This window comes from Phytohabitans sp. LZ39 (assembly GCF_059359075.1).
In genome coordinates, this window is record NZ_JCADBM010000007.1 from 317,482 (window position 1) to 334,272 (window position 16,791).

11 protein-coding genes are annotated in these 16,791 nt (G+C 75.9%); all 11 read right to left on the reverse strand.

The genetic code is table 11. The annotated features are described in order from the left end of the window. Nucleotides 1-41 precede the first annotated feature (41 nt). The gene (locus AC5L36_RS16840; RefSeq protein WP_441216718.1) at nucleotides 42-2,576 is read right to left on the reverse strand and encodes a terpene synthase family protein; all 2,535 of its coding nucleotides are present in this window, start codon (nucleotides 2,574-2,576) and stop codon (nucleotides 42-44) included. Between the two features lie 89 nt (nucleotides 2,577-2,665). Then, nucleotides 2,666-3,091, reverse strand: a complete 426-nt coding sequence (locus AC5L36_RS16845; protein ID WP_441216852.1) for a PRC-barrel domain-containing protein — start codon at nucleotides 3,089-3,091, stop codon at nucleotides 2,666-2,668. A gap of 46 nt (nucleotides 3,092-3,137) precedes the next feature. Next, on the reverse strand, nucleotides 3,138-3,872 hold the full coding sequence (locus AC5L36_RS16850) for a hypothetical protein (protein WP_441216719.1): 735 nt from the start codon (nucleotides 3,870-3,872) through the stop codon (nucleotides 3,138-3,140). Between the two features lie 255 nt (nucleotides 3,873-4,127). After that, on the reverse strand, nucleotides 4,128-6,230 hold the full coding sequence (locus AC5L36_RS16855; protein WP_441216720.1) for an ATP-binding protein: 2,103 nt from the start codon (nucleotides 6,228-6,230) through the stop codon (nucleotides 4,128-4,130). Nucleotides 6,231-6,234: 4 nt separating this feature from the next. Further along, nucleotides 6,235-7,839, reverse strand: a complete 1,605-nt coding sequence (locus AC5L36_RS16860; protein ID WP_441216721.1) for a hypothetical protein — start codon at nucleotides 7,837-7,839, stop codon at nucleotides 6,235-6,237. Next, complete coding sequence (locus AC5L36_RS16865; protein ID WP_441216722.1) at nucleotides 7,836-8,330, reverse strand: hypothetical protein; 495 nt, start codon at nucleotides 8,328-8,330, stop codon at nucleotides 7,836-7,838. Before AC5L36_RS16865 ends, AC5L36_RS16860 begins: the two co-directional genes overlap by 4 nt. Continuing rightward, entirely contained in the window at nucleotides 8,327-9,466 is a 1,140-nt protein-coding gene (locus AC5L36_RS16870) for a hypothetical protein (protein ID WP_441216723.1), read from the reverse strand. The genes AC5L36_RS16865 and AC5L36_RS16870 overlap by 4 nt, the downstream gene beginning before the upstream one ends. Nucleotides 9,467-9,471: 5 nt before the next feature. Then, nucleotides 9,472-11,430 (reverse strand): serine/threonine-protein kinase, encoded by a 1,959-nt coding sequence (locus AC5L36_RS16875; protein ID WP_441216724.1) that lies wholly within the window; start codon nucleotides 11,428-11,430, stop codon nucleotides 9,472-9,474. Between the two features lies 1 nt (nucleotide 11,431). Continuing rightward, on the reverse strand, nucleotides 11,432-12,643 hold the full coding sequence (locus AC5L36_RS16880; protein ID WP_441216725.1) for a hypothetical protein: 1,212 nt from the start codon (nucleotides 12,641-12,643) through the stop codon (nucleotides 11,432-11,434). Between the two features lie 35 nt (nucleotides 12,644-12,678). Beyond that, nucleotides 12,679-14,733, reverse strand: a complete 2,055-nt coding sequence (locus AC5L36_RS16885) for a phage tail protein (protein ID WP_441216726.1) — start codon at nucleotides 14,731-14,733, stop codon at nucleotides 12,679-12,681. Then, nucleotides 14,730-16,754 carry a putative baseplate assembly protein gene (locus AC5L36_RS16890; RefSeq protein WP_441216727.1) on the reverse strand — a complete coding sequence of 675 codons (2,025 nt, stop codon included), beginning with the start codon at nucleotides 16,752-16,754 and terminating at the stop codon, nucleotides 14,730-14,732. The genes AC5L36_RS16885 and AC5L36_RS16890 overlap by 4 nt, the downstream gene beginning before the upstream one ends. Between the last annotated feature and the right edge of the window lie 37 nt (nucleotides 16,755-16,791).

The following is a 16,791-nucleotide window of genomic DNA, read 5'->3' on the forward strand; positions in this document are numbered from 1 at the left end:
GCCCGGGGCCGTGGTTGAAGCCGGGGACGGGTTCTCCCTTGTCACGGTGGTGACGCCGGAACGACCGGGCGCATGAACATCCGTGCCGCCGACGTGCCCAGGCCGGTCGGACCGCGCAGGCCGGACGCGGCCTTGACGGGTGGCGCCGCCGAACCCCCGGTGGGCGCGCCCGCCAGCGTGCCTCCCGGCGGCGCGACCGGCGGGTCGGCCGGCACCGTCGCGACCGCGGCGGCGGGTAGCGCGCCGGCAGCGCCTCCGACCGCCGGTGCGGCGCCAGGCCGTGGAACCAGCGAGGCGCCGAGGGGTGTGGCCAGCGAGCCCGCGGGGAGCGCGGCCAGCGAGCCGGCGGGAAGCGTGGCCAGCGAGCCCGCGGGGACCGTGGCCAGCGAGCCGGCGGGGAGTGCGGCCAGGGAGCCCGCGGCCGGGAGCGCGGCGAGTGGGCCGGCCCAGCCGCCGCCGGCGCCGGGGCCGGCGCGGCGCAGCTCCGCCTCCTGGTAGCGGCTGGTGAGCCGGTGCCAGCGCAGGATGGCCGCCATCCAGTCCCGCAGCTCCCCCACATACGCGTCGAGCGCGGACCGCGCCTCCGCGTCCAGGTCGAAGTCGTCGTACAGGGCGGGCAGCTCGGTCCGCGCGGTCCGCTCGAACTGGCGGATCCGCGCGGTCATCAGGTCGTTGGCCACGGCGACGGCGGTGGGCGGGTCGCAGCCGAGGAAGTGCTGGATCACCAGCACCCCGTTGTGGAGCTCGCCCTCGAACTCGATCTCCTTCTGGTACGAGAAGATGTCGTTGGTCAGGCAGGCGTAGTCCATGGCCGCGTTCTCCAGCGCGCGGATCGGCCGGGTGCGCCAGATCTCCGGCGGCACCAGGCGGCCGTGGCCGATGCGGGCCAGGCTCATGGTCATGTCCGAGCCGAACGTGCGCCGCCGCATCTCGATGTAGTCCACCGGGTCGGGTATGCGGTGCTGGACGTGGTTGGACAGCTCCCACAGCCAGCTCTCGGTCATGGTCTCCACCGCCGCGCGGAACTGGCGCCGGTTGTCCACAGGCATGCCGGCCGTGGTGCGTGTCCACAGGTCCGCCAAGCCGTGTTCGAGGGGTGTGGACGGTGAGGCCGTCGCCGGGCCGTCCACCGGCATCATCTGCCTCATCCGCTCGTGGCAGGCCCGCGCGCCGGCCACGTCCCGGGTCGTGTTGTAGACCAGCGGGAAGTAGTCGTCGGCGTACGTTCCCCAGGTCAGCCACTGCGCGGACAGTTCCAGCTCCTCCGGCGTGGCGTCCGGGTCGAGGCCGGCGGAGCAGAGCGCGAAGTCGAAGCCGCGCAGCTTGCGTTCGTCCCACATCCCGGCTCCGGGCACGCCGGGCGGCGCGTCGACGAGCCGCATCCGGCGGGCCCAGTCCACCGACGCCTCGCGCGCCCGGTCGAGGTGCCGGCTCGTCCCCACCGCGAACGGCATGTGGAAGTCGGGCAGCTCGACCGGACCGACCGGCAGGTACGGCTTGTAGGAGTGGCCGCGCGCCCGGAGGGCGACGCCGGGCAGCAGCGCCGCCGCCGTCCCGAAGCCGGTCGGTCCGAGGTGGACGGTGCCGCCCTTGTTCATGTACCGGCTCGACCGCATGTGCCACTCGTGCCCACCGGCCTGCCAGTCCTGGAGCCCCTTGACGTACCGCAGCACGTCCGCGCAGCGCGCCGGGTCGACCCCGTGTTCGACCAGCAGCGGCGGCACCTCGGTCAGCGCCGTGTTCTCGAACTGCTGGAGCCGCGAGGTGAGCAGGTCGTTCACCGTGTCCGCTGCGCGCTGCGGGGTGCAGCCGAGGAAGCGTTCCATCACCAGGACGCCGTTGTTGAGCTCACCCTCGGTTTCCGTCTCCCGCTGGTACGAGAAGATGTCGTTGCGCAGGTGCACGCCGTCGGAGAAGGCGTCCTTGAGCACCCGCATCGGGCGGCTCGCCGCGATCTCGGCCGGCACCTCGGCGTGTACGGCGTGCTCGACGAGGTCCGCCGACCACGGCGCGCCACCCACCTTGCGGCGCATCTCCACGTACTCGACCGGGTTGGGCACGCGCGCTTCGCTGATGTTGGAGAGCTCCCAGAGCGACTCCTCCAGCAGCGCCTGCGTGCTGTCCGCGAAGCGCTCGCGCCACGCCGGCGACCGGGCCGGCACCGTCCGCCGCCACAGGTCGGCGAGCCCGGCCTCGACCGCGTTGGTCGGCTCCGGCATCCCCTCGTCGAGGCTCACCGGCATGAACGCGCGCAGCCCTTCCAGGTACGCCTTGGCGCCGGGGATGTCACGGGTCTTCTTGTAGACCTCGAGGAAGTGGTCGTCGAAGAAGAACACCCACACGTACCAGTCGGTGACCAGGTCGAGGTCGGCGGCGGTGGCGTCCGGGTGCGTGTACGCGCACAGCAGCGCGTAGTCGTGGTTGTCGAAGTCGGCCTCGTCCCAGACGCCGGAGCCCTCGATCATCGCCATCTCGCGCGCCCACGCCTTGGAGTGCGTGCGCGCCTGTTCGAGGTGGGGGTTCAGCCGGGCCGGGTGCGGCATGTAGAACGCGGGCAGCGTGAAGGGTTGCGTCACGGGGGGTCCAGCCTTTCTGGAAGGTCCGGGCCCCCCGATCAGATCAGTCCGTTACGCCCCAAGTCACCCATAAACACCCGATTGGGTGCTCACATAACCGGCGGGAAGTCCCGGTAGCTGTCCGTGTAGTAGGTGCCGACGCGCTCCCGGTACTCGGGGCTGCTGAACGTGTCCTTGTCGTACTCGGGCGAGTCCTTGATCTGGTCCTTGGTGCGGTCGACGTAGACCTTGCGCTCGGCGTGGTCCACGTTCTGCACCGTGCCGGCCGGCAGCAACACCTTGCGGCCGAAGATCCACGGTCCGGTGTCCACGACGATGTAGGACTCGCCGACCGCGTAGCTGGCCTCGTCGATCGAGCCGATGCCGCCGTCGGTGGCCTCGACGTCGTAGCCGGCCAGGCTCGCGTGCGCTTCCTCGTCGGCCTCGATGCTCTCGTCGCGCCGCTCGCCCAGCGCGGGGTCCTGCCCCGCCAGCAGGGCCGGGTCACGCCAGGCCCAGGGGATGAAGGGTTGCATCATGACGACCTCCTCAAATTTCCCTGGGGAGGTACCCGCCCGCGGGTCAGCCCAACCGCGCGGTGCGCCGCACCTGGCCGCGCTCGACGACCGCGAACTGGCGCGGACCGGGCAGGCCGAGGTAGGGGCAGCCGTCCACACCCTCGCGCAGGGTCGCCGACTCGTCCCCGGGACTTATCCACAGGAGGGCGCCGGTGCCCACCCACGGCTCGAGGTCGAAGTCGTACCGCTCGACCCCCGACTCCTCCCGCTCCCAGCCCGTCCACAGGCCGTCCTCGACCACCGGGTAGGAGCCGGTACCCCACAGGTTGACCAGCCGGGTGCCCGCCGCCGGCCGGCCGAAGTAGCTGATCGCCCAGCCGGTGTGCCGCCCGACCGGCACCTGCGCGATCACCGCCCGCACTTCGGGCGCGGCGCCGAGCAGGCGCGGCACCACGAACGGCGCGCCCGGCCCCGGGGCCACCGCGAAAGGCGTGTGCTCGACCGGCTCGGCCAGCCGCATCGCCCCGGTCATCGCCACCCAGGACGGCGGCCGCTCGCGGGGGTGGCGGCGCACCCCGCTCGGGTACTCCCAGAACCACCCGTCCAGCCCGGCCGTGTCGATCGGCCACCACACCGGCGCGTCGGTGAACGGGCACCGCGCGACCGGCACCTCGGGCAGCAGCTCCTGGTAACGCTCGGTGAGCTTCTCGTACGCGGGCCATACGGAAGCCACCGACCGGGCCCGTGCCTCGGCGCGCAGCCGCTCGCCCTCCTCCAGCAGGAGGTTCCGTTCGCGCACCGGCACAGCCTGGCAGAGCGGCGCCGCCACGTACACAGGCTGAGCCCCAGCTCAGCCGGGGCGCCGGCGCACGGCGGCGCCGCCAGGCCGAGCCACGGTCACCCAGTACGCAATCCCGCTGCGGGGCTAGGCCACGCACCCAGCCACGCAACCGCACCGCCGGACTAGCCCACACACCCCAGCCACGCAACCGCGCCGCCGGGCTAGCCCACGGTTATCCAGCGCGCAACCGCGCCGCGCGGGCTGATCCGCGGCTCAGGCCGGGCGGGTGGCGGCCTCCAGCAGGCCGGCGTGCGCGCCGAGCTCGGCCGGGCGGAGCAGGCGGGCCTCGCGCTGGTACTGCCGGGCCACGCCGGCCACCACCGCACGCATGGTGATCGTGCCGGCGCCACCGTCGGCGGCGATCAGCGCGGCGCTGCGGGCGGCCGCGGCGATGGCGGCGCCGGTCATGTCCAGCCGGGCCAGCGCGGCGAGGTCCACATCGGACGCGAGCGGCGCGGCGGCCGGGAACGCGAGCCGCCACAGCCGCCGCCGCTCGGCCGGCCCGGGGCGGGTGAAGTTGACGACGAAGTGGAAGCGGCGGGTGAAGGCCGCGTCGATGTTCTCCCGCAGGTTGCTGGCGAGGATCACCAGCACGTCACTCGACTCCAGCCGCTGGAGCAGATAGCCGATCTCCAGGTTGGCGTAGCGGTCGGTGCCGTGCCGCACGTCGCCGCGCTTGCCGAACAGCGAGTCGGCCTCGTCGAAGAAGAGCACCGCGCGGCTCTCCTCGGCCTGCCGGAACGCCGCGTCGAGGTTCTTCTCCGTCTCCCCCACCCACTTGGAGACCACCTGGGAGAGGTCGACGGTGAGCAGGTCGACGCCGAGCGTGCCGGCCAGGATCTCGGCGGAGAGCGTCTTGCCGGTGCCCGGTTCGCCGCTGAAGAGCACCTTCACGCCCGCGTCGCCGGGGTGCCGGCCGAAGCCCCACGCGTCCGCCACCCGCGGCCAGTCCCGGAACGCGGCGGCGATCTCGGTGATGTGACGCAGCTGCTCCGGTGGCAGCACGAGGTCGTCGAGCGTGCGGCGCGGGGTGACCGTGCGGGCGTACCCGCTGGTGCGGCCCCGGGTCACGGCGGCAACCGCCGGGCGGACGTGGTCGGCGAGCGGCGCCGGGCGGCCGTTACCGGCGAACCGGGCGCCCGCCCCGGCGACCGCGGCCACCGCGCGCAGCTCGTCGCCGCCCATCCGGTAGCGGGCCGCGAGGTCGTCCAGCAGCGGCGGGTCGACGCCGGGCAGCGCGGCCGACCAGCTTTCGTGCCGCTGGCGGTAGTCGGGCTGGGGCAGCTCCCATTCCGCGTACGCGCGCGCGGCGAGCAGCGGCACCGGTCGCCAGGCCGACTCGCCGCTCAGGATCACCGGCAGCCGGGCTCGGACCAGTGTGTCCACCGTGGACGCCGGATCTACGGGCTCGCCGCTGGGGAGCCACAGCACGGCGTCGAGGGCCGCCGCGACCCGGACCGCCTCGGCCAGGTCGGCGCCCGCCGGGACGGTCCGCAGTGGACGGCCGGTGTGCGCGGCGAGCGCGAGCACCGCGTCGCGTTGTGCCGACGGTGCGGCGCCCCACAACCCCACCACGTCGACCTGTCCGGTGGCGAGCGCCCGCCCGAGCCGGGCCAGCCGGTCCGGATCCAGCTGGGGCGGCGGCGTGTACCCCGGCGGCGCGGCCACGGCACCCGGATCGTGCCCGACCAGGCCCGCGTCGGCCACGCCGAGCAGCATGTCGTACACGCCGGGTCCGAGCGCGAGGTCGCGGGCCAGCTCGACGGCGGCACCCGGCAGCGGCTCGACCAGGCCGTGCCGCCGCAGCCGCCCCGCCGGCCCGAGCAGCCACCGCACCGCGAGCCGCCCCTCGGCCGAGGCACCGCCGAGCGTGACGGCGATCAGCTCGACCGAGGGTAGGCGGCGCTGGAGGTTGTCCACGATGTACGCGTAGACCCGCTCGTAGGCCGGGTCCAGCTCGGGGCCGGCGACGAGCAGCAACGCGTCCTGCTCGACCCGGTCGAGGCCGCAGCGGGCGGCGAGGTCGTCGAGCGGCAGCGTGATCCCCGCGGCGGCCGCGTCCCGGCGCAGGTCGCGCTCGGCCGCCAGCTCGGCGCTGTCGTCCACGGTGGACGGTTCGGTCGGCGCGGACCAGCTTTCCACCCGTTCCAGCAGGAGCGCGGCCTGCTCGTCGGTCACGCAGAACGGGGTCAGGTCGGGCCGGGTGAGGCGGGCGGCGAGCGCGGCCTGCCGCCCCGCCGCGGCGCGCAGGGCATGGTGCGGGGCACGCAACCGCAGGCGCAGGTGGGCGAGCGCGAGTTCGGTGCGGGCGGTCATCCGCTCACCCCCGCCCGAACGTCAGCGTGCGACCGTCCAACCAGGACACGTCCGGTACGTCCGCGAGCAGCCCGTGCGCGGCGAGGTCGTCGTGGCGGCGGCCGTACGGCAGGCGGACCCGTACCTCGTCGGCGTCGAAGCGGACCAGGCCGCCGAGGTCGCCGAGGCGGGTGAGGGCGAGCTGGGGGTCGGTCGGCTCGCGGTGCCGCCACAGCAGCCAGGCGATGGTGCCGAGGCCGGCGGTGGCGAGGAGCGTGAGGGTGCGTTCCAGGCCGGGGTGGGACGCGCGGGGCGCGGCGGGGCGGGCGGCCATCGCGGCCATCAGCTCCCCGGCGGCGGCCGCCGGGCCGGTGAGGTCGGCGGTGGCCGCCCGCAGTGCCAGGCGCCCGCCGGCCCAGGCATCGGTGGGACCGGCGATCCAGCGCCGCCCGGCGCCCGGCAGCCGCCGCCACGCCCGGCCCGGGTCAGCGTGCCGGACCGAGCCGGCGCCGGCCGGTGGCGTGCCGGTCACCAGCGGCACGCCGGCCGCCATCAGGTCGTCGACGGCGGCATCGCCGGCGGCGACCAGGAGTGGGCGCCCGGAGGCCTCCCAGAACGGCACGAGCTCCGCCCCGTCGTCCTCCCACGCGACCGGAAAGAGCCCGTCCGGCTCGACCAGCAGCAACCCGCCGCCGGCGGCGGTGACGGCGAGCGGGCGGTCGGGGTCGTGCCCCCGGCAGACCGCGAGCCCGACCAACGAGTCGAGTACCGGCAGCGTGTCCCGCGCCCGCTGGCCGAGCGAGGTCAGCGCGTCGTCCGGCACCGACCCGTCCAGCCCGGCGAAAGCGGCCGCCGCCTCGACGTCGGCGGTCGAGCGCCGCCACCCGTGCCGCGGCGGCGACAGCACCTTGTAGGCCAGCCCGGCCGCGAACGTCCGCGGATCGCCGGCCAGTGGACCGATCGGCGCGAGCAGGTCGATCTTGTCGAGTGCGGCCGCGACAAGGAACGGCAGCACCGAGCCGACCTCGACCTCGCCCGTCCGCGGCGTGCGGTGTGGCGCCGCCGAGCCGGTCGGGTCCGCGGTGGTGGCGGCCAGGGCGGTCCGGGTGGCCGGCGGCAGCGTGTCGAGCAGGTGGCCCAGTTCGCCCCGGTCGGCCAGCGCGGCCAGCAGCGGGGTCAGCCCTTCGAGCCCGGGTACGGCCGGCGGCTCGACGGCCGCTCCCACCGCCGGCGCCGCGGAAACCGCCGGCGGGGTGGTCGCCGCGGCCGGCGGAGTCGACGGCGTGGCAGCGGGTGGCGCGGCCTCGGGCGCGAACGGCCGGCCCGCGGGCAGAGAGACGGTCGGCGACGGTACGCGGCCGGCGATCAGGTCGGCCAGCGAGAGCGACACCACCACCCGGACCGGTTCGGTGATCTCGACGTCGCCGTCCACAGTGGTCCGCGCGGCGGCGGCGAAGTCCTCGTCGCGTTCCAGGTGGGCGGTGACGAGGGCGGGCAGCGCCTCCACCACCCGCCGCACCAGGTCGCGCGGGGCGGGACCCCAGCTCCACCCGCCGTCGCGTACGACCGTGACGTCGCAGCGGCGCACGACGATGTCGGGCCCGCCGCCGGTGCCGGCCACCTCGCTCACGTCCGCTCCACCAGCTCCAGCCGTCCCACCCAGCCCTTCACCAGGACCAGCACGCCGTGCTTTCCCTCACCGACCCGCACGCCGATGGTCGTCTCCCGCTCACCCGTCCCGATCCGGCCGAGGAGCGGCGGGACGCCGGCGAGCGCGACGAGCACCGCCGCCGGCTCGGTGACCGGCCGGGACACGGTGACCGTCACGCCGTCCGCGGCCAGGGTGATGCCGCCGGTCCAGGGTGCGAGGGTGCGCAACGCGCCCGCCCCGTCGGGGACCTCGTAGTCGCGCGGCGCCACCAGGGCGCCAGGCTCGTCGTCGACCGCCGCCACCGACAGCCGCGCGGCGGGCACGGTGAGGTCGTCCACCGTGCCGTCCTGGCGGGACACCCACAGCGGCAGCCCGTCACCGACGAGGTCGCGCGAGGCCACGGGTCCGGACGCCGCGATCGCGCCGAGCACGTGGCCGGTGTCCGTCGCGTACGCCACCGTCAGGCTCATGTGCCGCTCCCCCCGCTCGCCTCCGGGTCCGGTACGGCCGCCGCCAGGACCAGGAACTCGACCGGCACGGTGTCGTCGCGCACCTCGCCGTCCGGGCGCATGCTGCGCATCCGGCTGCGTACCCGGCGCTGGCCGTCCACTGTGCACTCGACCGGTGCGCTCAGCCAGACACCGTCCAGTGTGGGCGGTCGTGGGTTGACCATGGTGTGCAGCACGACCCGCCCCTCCCGCACGTCCTCGTCGGCCACGCCGGCCGGCAGCGGCAGCAGGACGCCGTCGGTGGCCACGCCGGAGACCGCCGCGACCGCGCCGCCGGTGGTGCCGATGGAGAGCTTTCCGCGGATCGTGACGTCGCCGCGCGGCGAGACGGCGAGCACCTCGTCGACGGAGCCGTCGGCGCGGTAGAGGCCGAACGCCAGGCCGGCCTGCCGGTCGAGCGTGACGACCGGTCCGCCCTCGGCCGCGGCCGGCGCGGTGCGCAGGGCGAGGTGGCCGGCGCGGGCGGCGACGGTGTCGGCACGCACGCCGGCGTACCGGGGCAGCACGCTCCCGGCGTCCGGCAGCACGTCGCGAAACCTCCCGTCCCGAAACGTGACGTAGCCGAGCAGGATGAGCCACGGGGTGGTGCCGTCGCCCGGCCCGTCGCCCACGGCGGGCGGGCGCTGGTCGGCGACGAGCCGCTCGTCGCCCAACCGTCCGAAGAGGACCTGGTACGACTCGTCGACCCGGCTGGCGCCGGCCCCGGTGCCGCAACGGTCCGCGGTCAGCGCGCCGGCGGCGGGCTCCCGGTCGAGGCCGGCGAGGAAGACCGGGTACGCGTCCCCGGTCGGCTGGTCGGCGCCGTTTACCTCGTGGAAGAGCGTCTCCTGGAGGGTGACCGGCTCGGCCACCACCACCTCGCGGCCGGTGCCGTCGACGGCGACGCCCGGCTGGAGCGTCACCTCCACGTACCGGGTGCCGCTGTCCGGGTCGGTCTGCCCTTCGCCGGTGAGCGCGAGCCCTTCGGCGATGCCCCACTCGTGCAGGTACCGGTCGTGCCGCGCGGCGCGGCCCCGGCCGTGGTCGACGGTGCCGGCGAGGTCGGCGGCGGCGAGGATCTGGCCCTCGAAGAAGGCGGGCCGCTGGAGGTCGGTCATGGCGGTCAGCCCTCCTGCCCGCCGGTCCGCCGGCCCCGGGTCGCCTTGCGCGGAACCGCCTTCGCCGGAGGCGACGGCTCAGGTTCGGGCTCCGGCACCGCCTTCGCCCGCTGTTGGGCCTTCGCCGGAGGCGAGGGCTCGGGCGAGGGCTCGGGCTCCGGCGTCGCCTCGGGCTCCTCCGCGGCGTCGAGGACCGATGTGGAACGCACCGCCGACGCCAGTGACTTGACGAGCGAGCGCAGCTCGGCCACCTCCCGCCGCAGGTCGACGTCCGCCGCCGGCGGGACCGCCGGCGCGGGTGCCAGCAGGGCGAGCAGCTCGTCCAGTTTGGAGTCGGCGGGCGGGCCGTCGAGCAGGCCGTGCACCCACTCCAGCGCGACCGGCGCGCCCCCTTGCGCGGGTGGCGGCGGGTCGCCCGCGACCGGCAGCGGCTCGCAGCAGACCTCCTCCGCCAGCTCCCGCGCCTGGTACAGCACCGGCGCCCAGGCCGCGTACCCCGGACCGCCGGGCAGCCACTGTGGACGCTCGGCGGCGCACGCCCGGAGCACCTCGCAGTCGCTGAGTTCGAGGCGGGCGAGCAGCACGTCGCCGTCGTTGGCCGGCGCGCAGGGCGGCAGCACGCTGGCGCAGGCCACGTCGGTCACGTACCGGGTCAGCGCGGTGGACAGCCGCCCGGCCGCCGCCGACGCGAGGCTCAGCTCGGTCGCGCCGGCCACCTCCCGGCCCGGGGGCGGCTCGTCGGGCAGCGCGGGCGGCAGGTCGGCGCGGGCGACCGCCTCGCGGATGCCGCAGTCGGCCAGCTCCCGGTCGCGGTCGAGGCGGCCGAGCAGCCAGTGCCGGGTGCGGGCCAGGTCGGCGATCAGCTCGGCCCGCATGGCGTAGCTGAGCGGGGCGCCCTGTGCCACGAGCCGCGCCTCCAGCGGCGCGCCCTCGACCCGCTGGTCGACGACCCGCTCCTGGGTCTCGGCCAGGACGGCCGCGGCCATCGCGCGCCGCGCCGGGTCGGGCCACACCGCTTCGGCGTCCAGCCCGTCCAAGGTGGACACCGAGGAGGCGAGCAGGGCGCGGGCGGCCGTGGCGTCCACCCCGTACTGGCGGACCAGCTCGGCCTGGCTGGCCTGGTCGTAGGTGTCGAAGGCGGCCACCGCGCCGGCGAGCACCCGCACGTGTTCGGTGGCCAGCCGGGCCTGCTCGAGCGTGGGCGGTGAGCCGAGCCCGCCGAGGTCCTGGGCGGCGGCCTCCCAGCGGTCCCGGGTGTCGCCGTCGAAGAGGACCGGCGCGGCGGCGGCGCGCACCGCCCCGCCCAGCGGCCGGCGGTAGGCGGCGAGCCGGGCCGCGCGGGCCCGCTCCGCGGCCAGCGGCTCGGCGTCGCCGAGACGGGCGGCGATCGCCTTCCCGGGCGTGTACCGCGGGTCGCCATCCTCGTCGAGGCAGCGCACGACGAAGCGGTACGTCTCGCGGACGCGGGACGGCACGCAGCCGTCTCCCGGCGCGCTCTCGTCCGTCGCGTATGGAGCGATCGGCTCGATCGCCTCCTCCGTGTACCGCACGTAGAGCCCGTAGACGCGGTCGCCGTCGGCGGAGCAGGGGTCGCCGCAGTCCGCGCCGAGCGAGCGCACCCGCAGGTCGCGGACGAGCGCGACCACGTCAACCTTCTCCGCGCAGCCGACCACGATGTCGTTGCCGCACGGGTCGATGGCGTACCCGGGGCGCACGGTGACCACACCGCCGCCGCAGGGGTCGCAGGCGACGTGCAGCCCGCAGACCACGCCGGGTCCGAACAGGAGCCTGTTGCGCAGCCGGTCCTTGCCGGTGACGTACCCGGTCAGCGCCTGGAGGTCGTCCTCGGTGAGCAGCTGGCCAGCGTAGAAACGCGGCCGTGTGAAGCCGGTGGACGGGTGCGTGTCCGCACCGCCGCACCGCCCGCACCCGCAGCCCGACCGGGCCGGAGCCGTGACAGCCATGTCAGCCTTCCCTCACGAAGAACCAGCTCTCGAACACATCCCCGCCGAGCCCCACGCCGGAGGTCCACGGCCCGATGCCGGACGGCGGCAGGGCGCAGCCGACGTCGGTCGCGGTGTCCACGTCCGGCTCGGCGTCGGCGTCCTTTTCGGACCGCGGCCGCAGGTAGGGGACCTTCCCACCGACGTGCGTGCCGTCCACCGGGCGGCAGCAGCGGTCGAGCAGGAACGCCGAGCGCACGGTGATGAGCACGCGGTCGTCGTCCTGGAGCGTCTCCCGGGTGGTCTGCCGGAAGCGGAACTCGCGGGTGAACTCGGTCTTCGGCAGCCCGGTGAACTCGCCGCCCATGAACCAGGAGTCCGCGTTCTTGCCCGCGCCGCCCTCGATCACCTGGATGTCGATGACGCCGCGGCGCAGCGAGTCGACCCGGATGTCGTCGGAGAAGCGGATCACGAGGCCGCCCTTGTCGTCGACGGTGCCGAGCAGCTCCTTGGCCTCGCTGACGGTGTAGGTGTGGCCGTGCCGCCAGTTGATCCCGGTGATGACCGTGGGCACCCGCCGGCCGAACGGGCGCCGGATGCTCTGGTCGATCTGCGCGGCCTTCAGCGGCTTGTGCCAGTCGATGTCGTCGATCCGGGCCAGCCACAGGATCCCGCTGCCCTCGCCGTGGAGGTCGCCGCAGGTGTCGCAGCGGCGGTCGGCCTCCGGGCGGTCGGCGGTGACCCGGATCCGGTACGTCTCGCGGGTCCAGCCGAAGTCGCAGTCGGTGGTGTCGCCGCAGTCGGAGGTGAAGATGGTGCGGGTCTTGTCGACCGGGTCCTCTTCGTACTCCACGCCGACCCACACGGTCTTCGGGTCGGTCGTGGTGGTGTGCGCGGAGCCGGCGAGCGCGTCCCACAGGTCGAGCTCGCAGGCGTCCCGCACCACGATCTCGTTGCCGTACGCGTCGACGCCCAGGCCCGGCGTGATCCGCACCTTGGCGACGCGTTCGGTCGTCTTCGCGGCGGACGCGTCGGCCTCCTTCGACCCGGCGACCGGCTCGACGAACAGTCCACATACGACGCCGTACCCGAGCAGGTAGCGCATGCGCAGCTTGAGCTTGTCCCGGAAGTACTCCTGCTCGCGCTGAAGGTCACGGGCCCCGAGGAGCCGGCCGTGGAAGTATCGCAACCGCCGCAGCTCGGGCACGTCGAACCCGGTTCGTGTCTCCGTCATCGTTTCTTCCTCCCGTTTTGTCACCGCGACATTCCTCACCACGACACCGAATCCACACCGAGCGTCGCCCGTTCGCCGACGGCCATGGCGCGGTGCGGCCCGCGCCGGCTCGTCGCCACCACACTGGAGCGGCCCAACCGCACGGGCCGGCCGCGACCCGCCGCACCGCCGTCCACCGGCCCGAGCACCGGCGCCGGCAACGCCGTGAACGCGGTGTCCACACCGACCGCCGACCACACGCCGACCACCCAGCCCAGCCCGCCGCGGTGGACGGTGCCGGCGGTGTGCGCGGGCGCCTGGGCGTCGACGAGCCGGCGCAGCGCCGCGTCGTCCACAGTGGTGGGCGCGTGCGGCGGCAGCGCCACCCGGAACCGGTACGCGTGCGCGGCCAGCGGGTCGGTGTGCGGGTCGCCGCCGCCGCGCACGGGGGCGCCGGACAGGCCGGAGGTGCCGACCCGGAAGCGGGCCGCGGAACGGCCGAACAGCCGCACGCTCCCGAGCCGCCCGTCACCCCGCTCCCGCCCGCGGCCACCACACCCGCAAGAGCACGCGCCGTCACCCCTGCCGAAGCACGCACCGTCACCCCCACGGGAGCACGCGCCGTCACGCCCGCCGGAGCCGGCACCGGCACAGCCACAGGAGCCGGCGCCGGCGCCGGCGCCGAGGCGGAGCCACGCCCGCTCGGTCGCGAGCTCGGTCACGACCGGCTCGACGCCGGCGACGATACGCACCACCTCGCGCAGCGCCCCTGGCGTGCCGCGCCGGCGGTACAGCTCGGGGGCGGCCGCCAGCAGCTCCCGCCGGGTGTCCGCGCTCCACCCGCCCTCGAACGCGAGCCCGAGCAGGCCGCCGAGCCACGGCAGGGCGGCGTCCGGCACGCCGCGCACGTCGAGCAGCGCCGGGTAGCGCTCGATGACCCGGTCGATGCCGTCGAGCGTGGCGTCGAACAGGGACATGAACCGCTCGGTGAAGTCGTCGGCCGCCGGGTCCGCGCGGAACGCCGCGGGCAGCAGCTCGGCGCTCGTCGCGCGCGGGAAGTCCAGCCGGACGCGGCGGACCACCGGCGTGGCCGTGCCGTCGCCGGTGAGCCACAGGCGCAGGAAGAGGTACCGGCCGGGCGGCTGGTCGACGAGGAAGTCGAGCGCGCCGGCCGGAGCCTCGTGCCAGTCCCCCGGCTCGGGTACCGCGCCCCTGTCCTCGCCGGCCGCCACGGCCACCCGGATCGCCGTCCCGGCCGGTACGTCCGCGTCCAGCGCCACCCGGTGCCAGCGGCAGCGGGACAGTCCACTGTCGATCGCGGCGGTGTCGAGGCGCCCCCGCACCTGGAGCCCGGTGGCCGACGGTGGCGGCCCGTCGAGCGGCGCGCCGTCCCAGTCGAAGCACTCGCCGCCGAGGCAGAAACCACCGTCCCAGGTGGACGCCAGCGTGCTGGGCGGGAAGGCGTCGGCCAGCTCGGCGAGGGTGGCGGCGCGGCCGTCCACCCAGATCCGCGGGCCGTTGCCGCCGGTGGTGAGAATCCACAGTCGACGGTCCCGGCCGACCCGCAGCCCGTCGATCCGGCCGGTGACGCCGGTGCGGATCACGTCGAAGTCGGTGCCGCCGGCCCGGTAGCGCCGGATGTCGGTCGTGCCGTCCCGGGCGACGTAGAGGTCGCCGCGCCGGGTCAGCGCGAGCACCCGCGCCGGGCCGGAGACCTCGGTGACGACCGTCTCCCCCTCCCGCCAGAACACCCGGACCGGACCGTGCCGGTTCGCGACGGCGAGCCACCGGCCGGCGGTCGCGACCGCGGCGGGCCGTCCGGATGGGGCGCAGTGCGGCGGCCACACCGGCAGCCACGGGCAGCCCACGCCGTCGCGGCGCAGCACAGTGGACGAAGTGGCCAGGAACCAGCTGCCGTCGCGGCAGCCGGGCGCGAGGCGCGGGTCGGGAAACCACGGGAGCAGCTCCTGCCGGCTCGGCCGGCCGCCGATCGTCTCGAGTCGCAGCCCGGCCGGGTCGTCCAGGCCTTCGAGGCCGGTGACACCGGCGTCGTCCCAGCCCACGTAGGCGTCGAGCAGCCGGAAGGTCGCCTTCGCCGGTCCGCAGGTCATGCCGCACCTCCCACGGACGCGTCCACCGGAACCAACAGGGGGCGGGCCGGCCACGGCAGCGCGTTCGGCTTCAGCGGCTGGTCCGCGCAGGGCGGGGCGGCGACGCCGTCGACGACGAGGCGCAGCCGCGGTACCGCCCGCACGCCCGGGACGGCCAGCAGGCGCCGCACGAGCGTCACGTACCGGATCGGTGCGCCGAACGGGTAGCCGCCGCGCACCGGGTGCAGGTAGGTGGTGAGGTCGTCGGCGGCGCGGGTGAGCACGTCGGCCCGTTCCAGGGCGGGGTCGAGCACCAGCCACGCCTCGACGGTCACCCGGTGGTAGCGGGGCGCGCCGGTGGCGATCCGCACCCCGGCGGGCGCGGCGACGGCGGCGAGGTGGTCGGCGACCGCGCGGAGCGTGCGCCGGTCCGGCACCGGCGGCTGGTCGCCCTCGACGGGCGGCCCGCCCGGCACGATGAGCACGCCGACCACGCCCGGTTCGGGGCGGCCGGGGCGGGCGGGATCCAGTCCCGGTACCCCGTGCGCGCGGGCGACGAGCGCGCCGGGCGCGCGGAGGGCGAGCAGCGCGTAGTCGGCCGAGGTGACCGCGCGGCCGCGGGCGGCGAGCTGCTCGGGTCCGCGGCGCAGGACGTCTTCGGCCGGCTGGGCGTCGGCGCCGCCCTCGGCGGGGAACGGGTTGGTCACCCCGGTGACGAACGGCAGCGAGGTGACCAGCGACTTCACCTGCCCGGCCCGCACGCCGCCGGCCGCGCCGCCGCCGACCCGGTAGCGTTCGGCGACGAGGTTGCGGAAGCCGAGTGGCACCCGGGCGCCGTCGACGCCGTCGCCGAACGTGAGCTCGCCCGTAGCGTGGTCCACTGTGAACACCCGCGCGTCGGGGCCGCGGCCGGCCAGGCTCTCCACCTCGCGCCAGCGGGTGGGTGTGGCGGCGGTCGTGCCGAAGACGTCGCCTTCGGCGTCCCCGTCGACGGTGACCGCGACGCTGCCGGGCACGATCGGCACCTGGGTGAGGCGCATGCGGGTGCGCCCGTCGGCCGGTCCACCTTGGACGGGCTGGGGCACCTCGTCGCGGATCGTGCGCACGGCCGTGGCGGGCACGAGGTTGAGCCGCACGGCGGTCAGCACAGGCGGCACCGCGAACACGCCGTGCGCGACGGTCACCCGCAGCCACCGCAGCTCGGGCAGCGGGCGCGGGCCGGGCGGCCGGGCCGGGCGCCAGGTGCGCGGCAGTCGCAGCTCGACGATCCCGGAGGCGGTCAGCCCGGCGGTGCCGTCGCGGGCGACCTCTGCGGGAAGGTACCGGCCGCCGTCGAGGATCTGCCAGCGCAGCAGCGGGGCGGGGTCCGCGCCGCCGGGCGCGGCGAGCACCAGGCCGACCGAGAGCAGCGGGTACGGTGCGGCGCCGCCGGCCAGGCCGATCCAGAGCGCGTTGCCGGGCCGGGGGCGGGCGCCGAACGCCGCGAACGGCCGGCCCTGCCCGCTCGCGGCGCCGGGGACGAGGGCGAGCCGGTCGGACTCGGCGACGGCGACCGCGCCGAGCGTGGCGGGTGTGGCGTAGAGGTCGCGGTCGGTCTCGAAGACGACCTGCTGGCCCGGGACGAAGGCGGTGCCGGGCGCCGGCGCCGCGCTGGCCTGGAAGCCGGCCGGTACGAGCACCGACGCCCCGTCCGGCGGCGTGACGGTGAACTGGAGCAGCGCAGTCGCCGGGGTGGCCGGCAGCGGTCGCACCCCGGCGATGCCGAGGTGGGCGGCGAGCAGCTTCTCGGGCAGCCGGTTGAGGCGCCGCAGCACCGGCTCGGCCTGGGCCCCGAAGAGCCGCACGAGCGCGACGCCGGCGTCGGCCCGGTCGGGGTTGCTCCAGTCCGGGGTGTACGCGGGCAGCCGCGCGCCGATCTGCGCCCGCACCCGCTCGCGGGTCGCCTCGACGAGCTCCGGTTGGGTGCCGGTCGGTCCCGGCCCGGGGACGGTGCGCCCCTCGCCCTCCGCGGCGGCCCGCTCCCACCACATGGTGTCGCTCATGCCCGTCCTCGCTTCGCCGCGGGCGGGCACGAGGCGC

Coding starts and splice junctions, on each gene's coding strand:
- AC5L36_RS16845 (WP_441216852.1), bottom strand. CDS start 3,091: ATGCAACCCTTCATCCCCTGGGCCTGGCGTGACCCGGCCCTGCTGGCG.
- AC5L36_RS16855 (WP_441216720.1), bottom strand. CDS start 6,230: ATGACCGCCCGCACCGAACTCGCGCTCGCCCACCTGCGCCTGCGGTTG.
- AC5L36_RS16865 (WP_441216722.1), bottom strand. CDS start 8,330: ATGAGCCTGACGGTGGCGTACGCGACGGACACCGGCCACGTGCTCGGC.
- AC5L36_RS16870 (WP_441216723.1), bottom strand. CDS start 9,466: ATGACCGACCTCCAGCGGCCCGCCTTCTTCGAGGGCCAGATCCTCGCC.
- AC5L36_RS16875 (WP_441216724.1), bottom strand. CDS start 11,430: ATGGCTGTCACGGCTCCGGCCCGGTCGGGCTGCGGGTGCGGGCGGTGC.
- AC5L36_RS16880 (WP_441216725.1), bottom strand. CDS start 12,643: ATGACGGAGACACGAACCGGGTTCGACGTGCCCGAGCTGCGGCGGTTG.
- AC5L36_RS16885 (WP_441216726.1), bottom strand. CDS start 14,733: ATGACCTGCGGACCGGCGAAGGCGACCTTCCGGCTGCTCGACGCCTAC.
- AC5L36_RS16890 (WP_441216727.1), bottom strand. CDS start 16,754: ATGAGCGACACCATGTGGTGGGAGCGGGCCGCCGCGGAGGGCGAGGGG.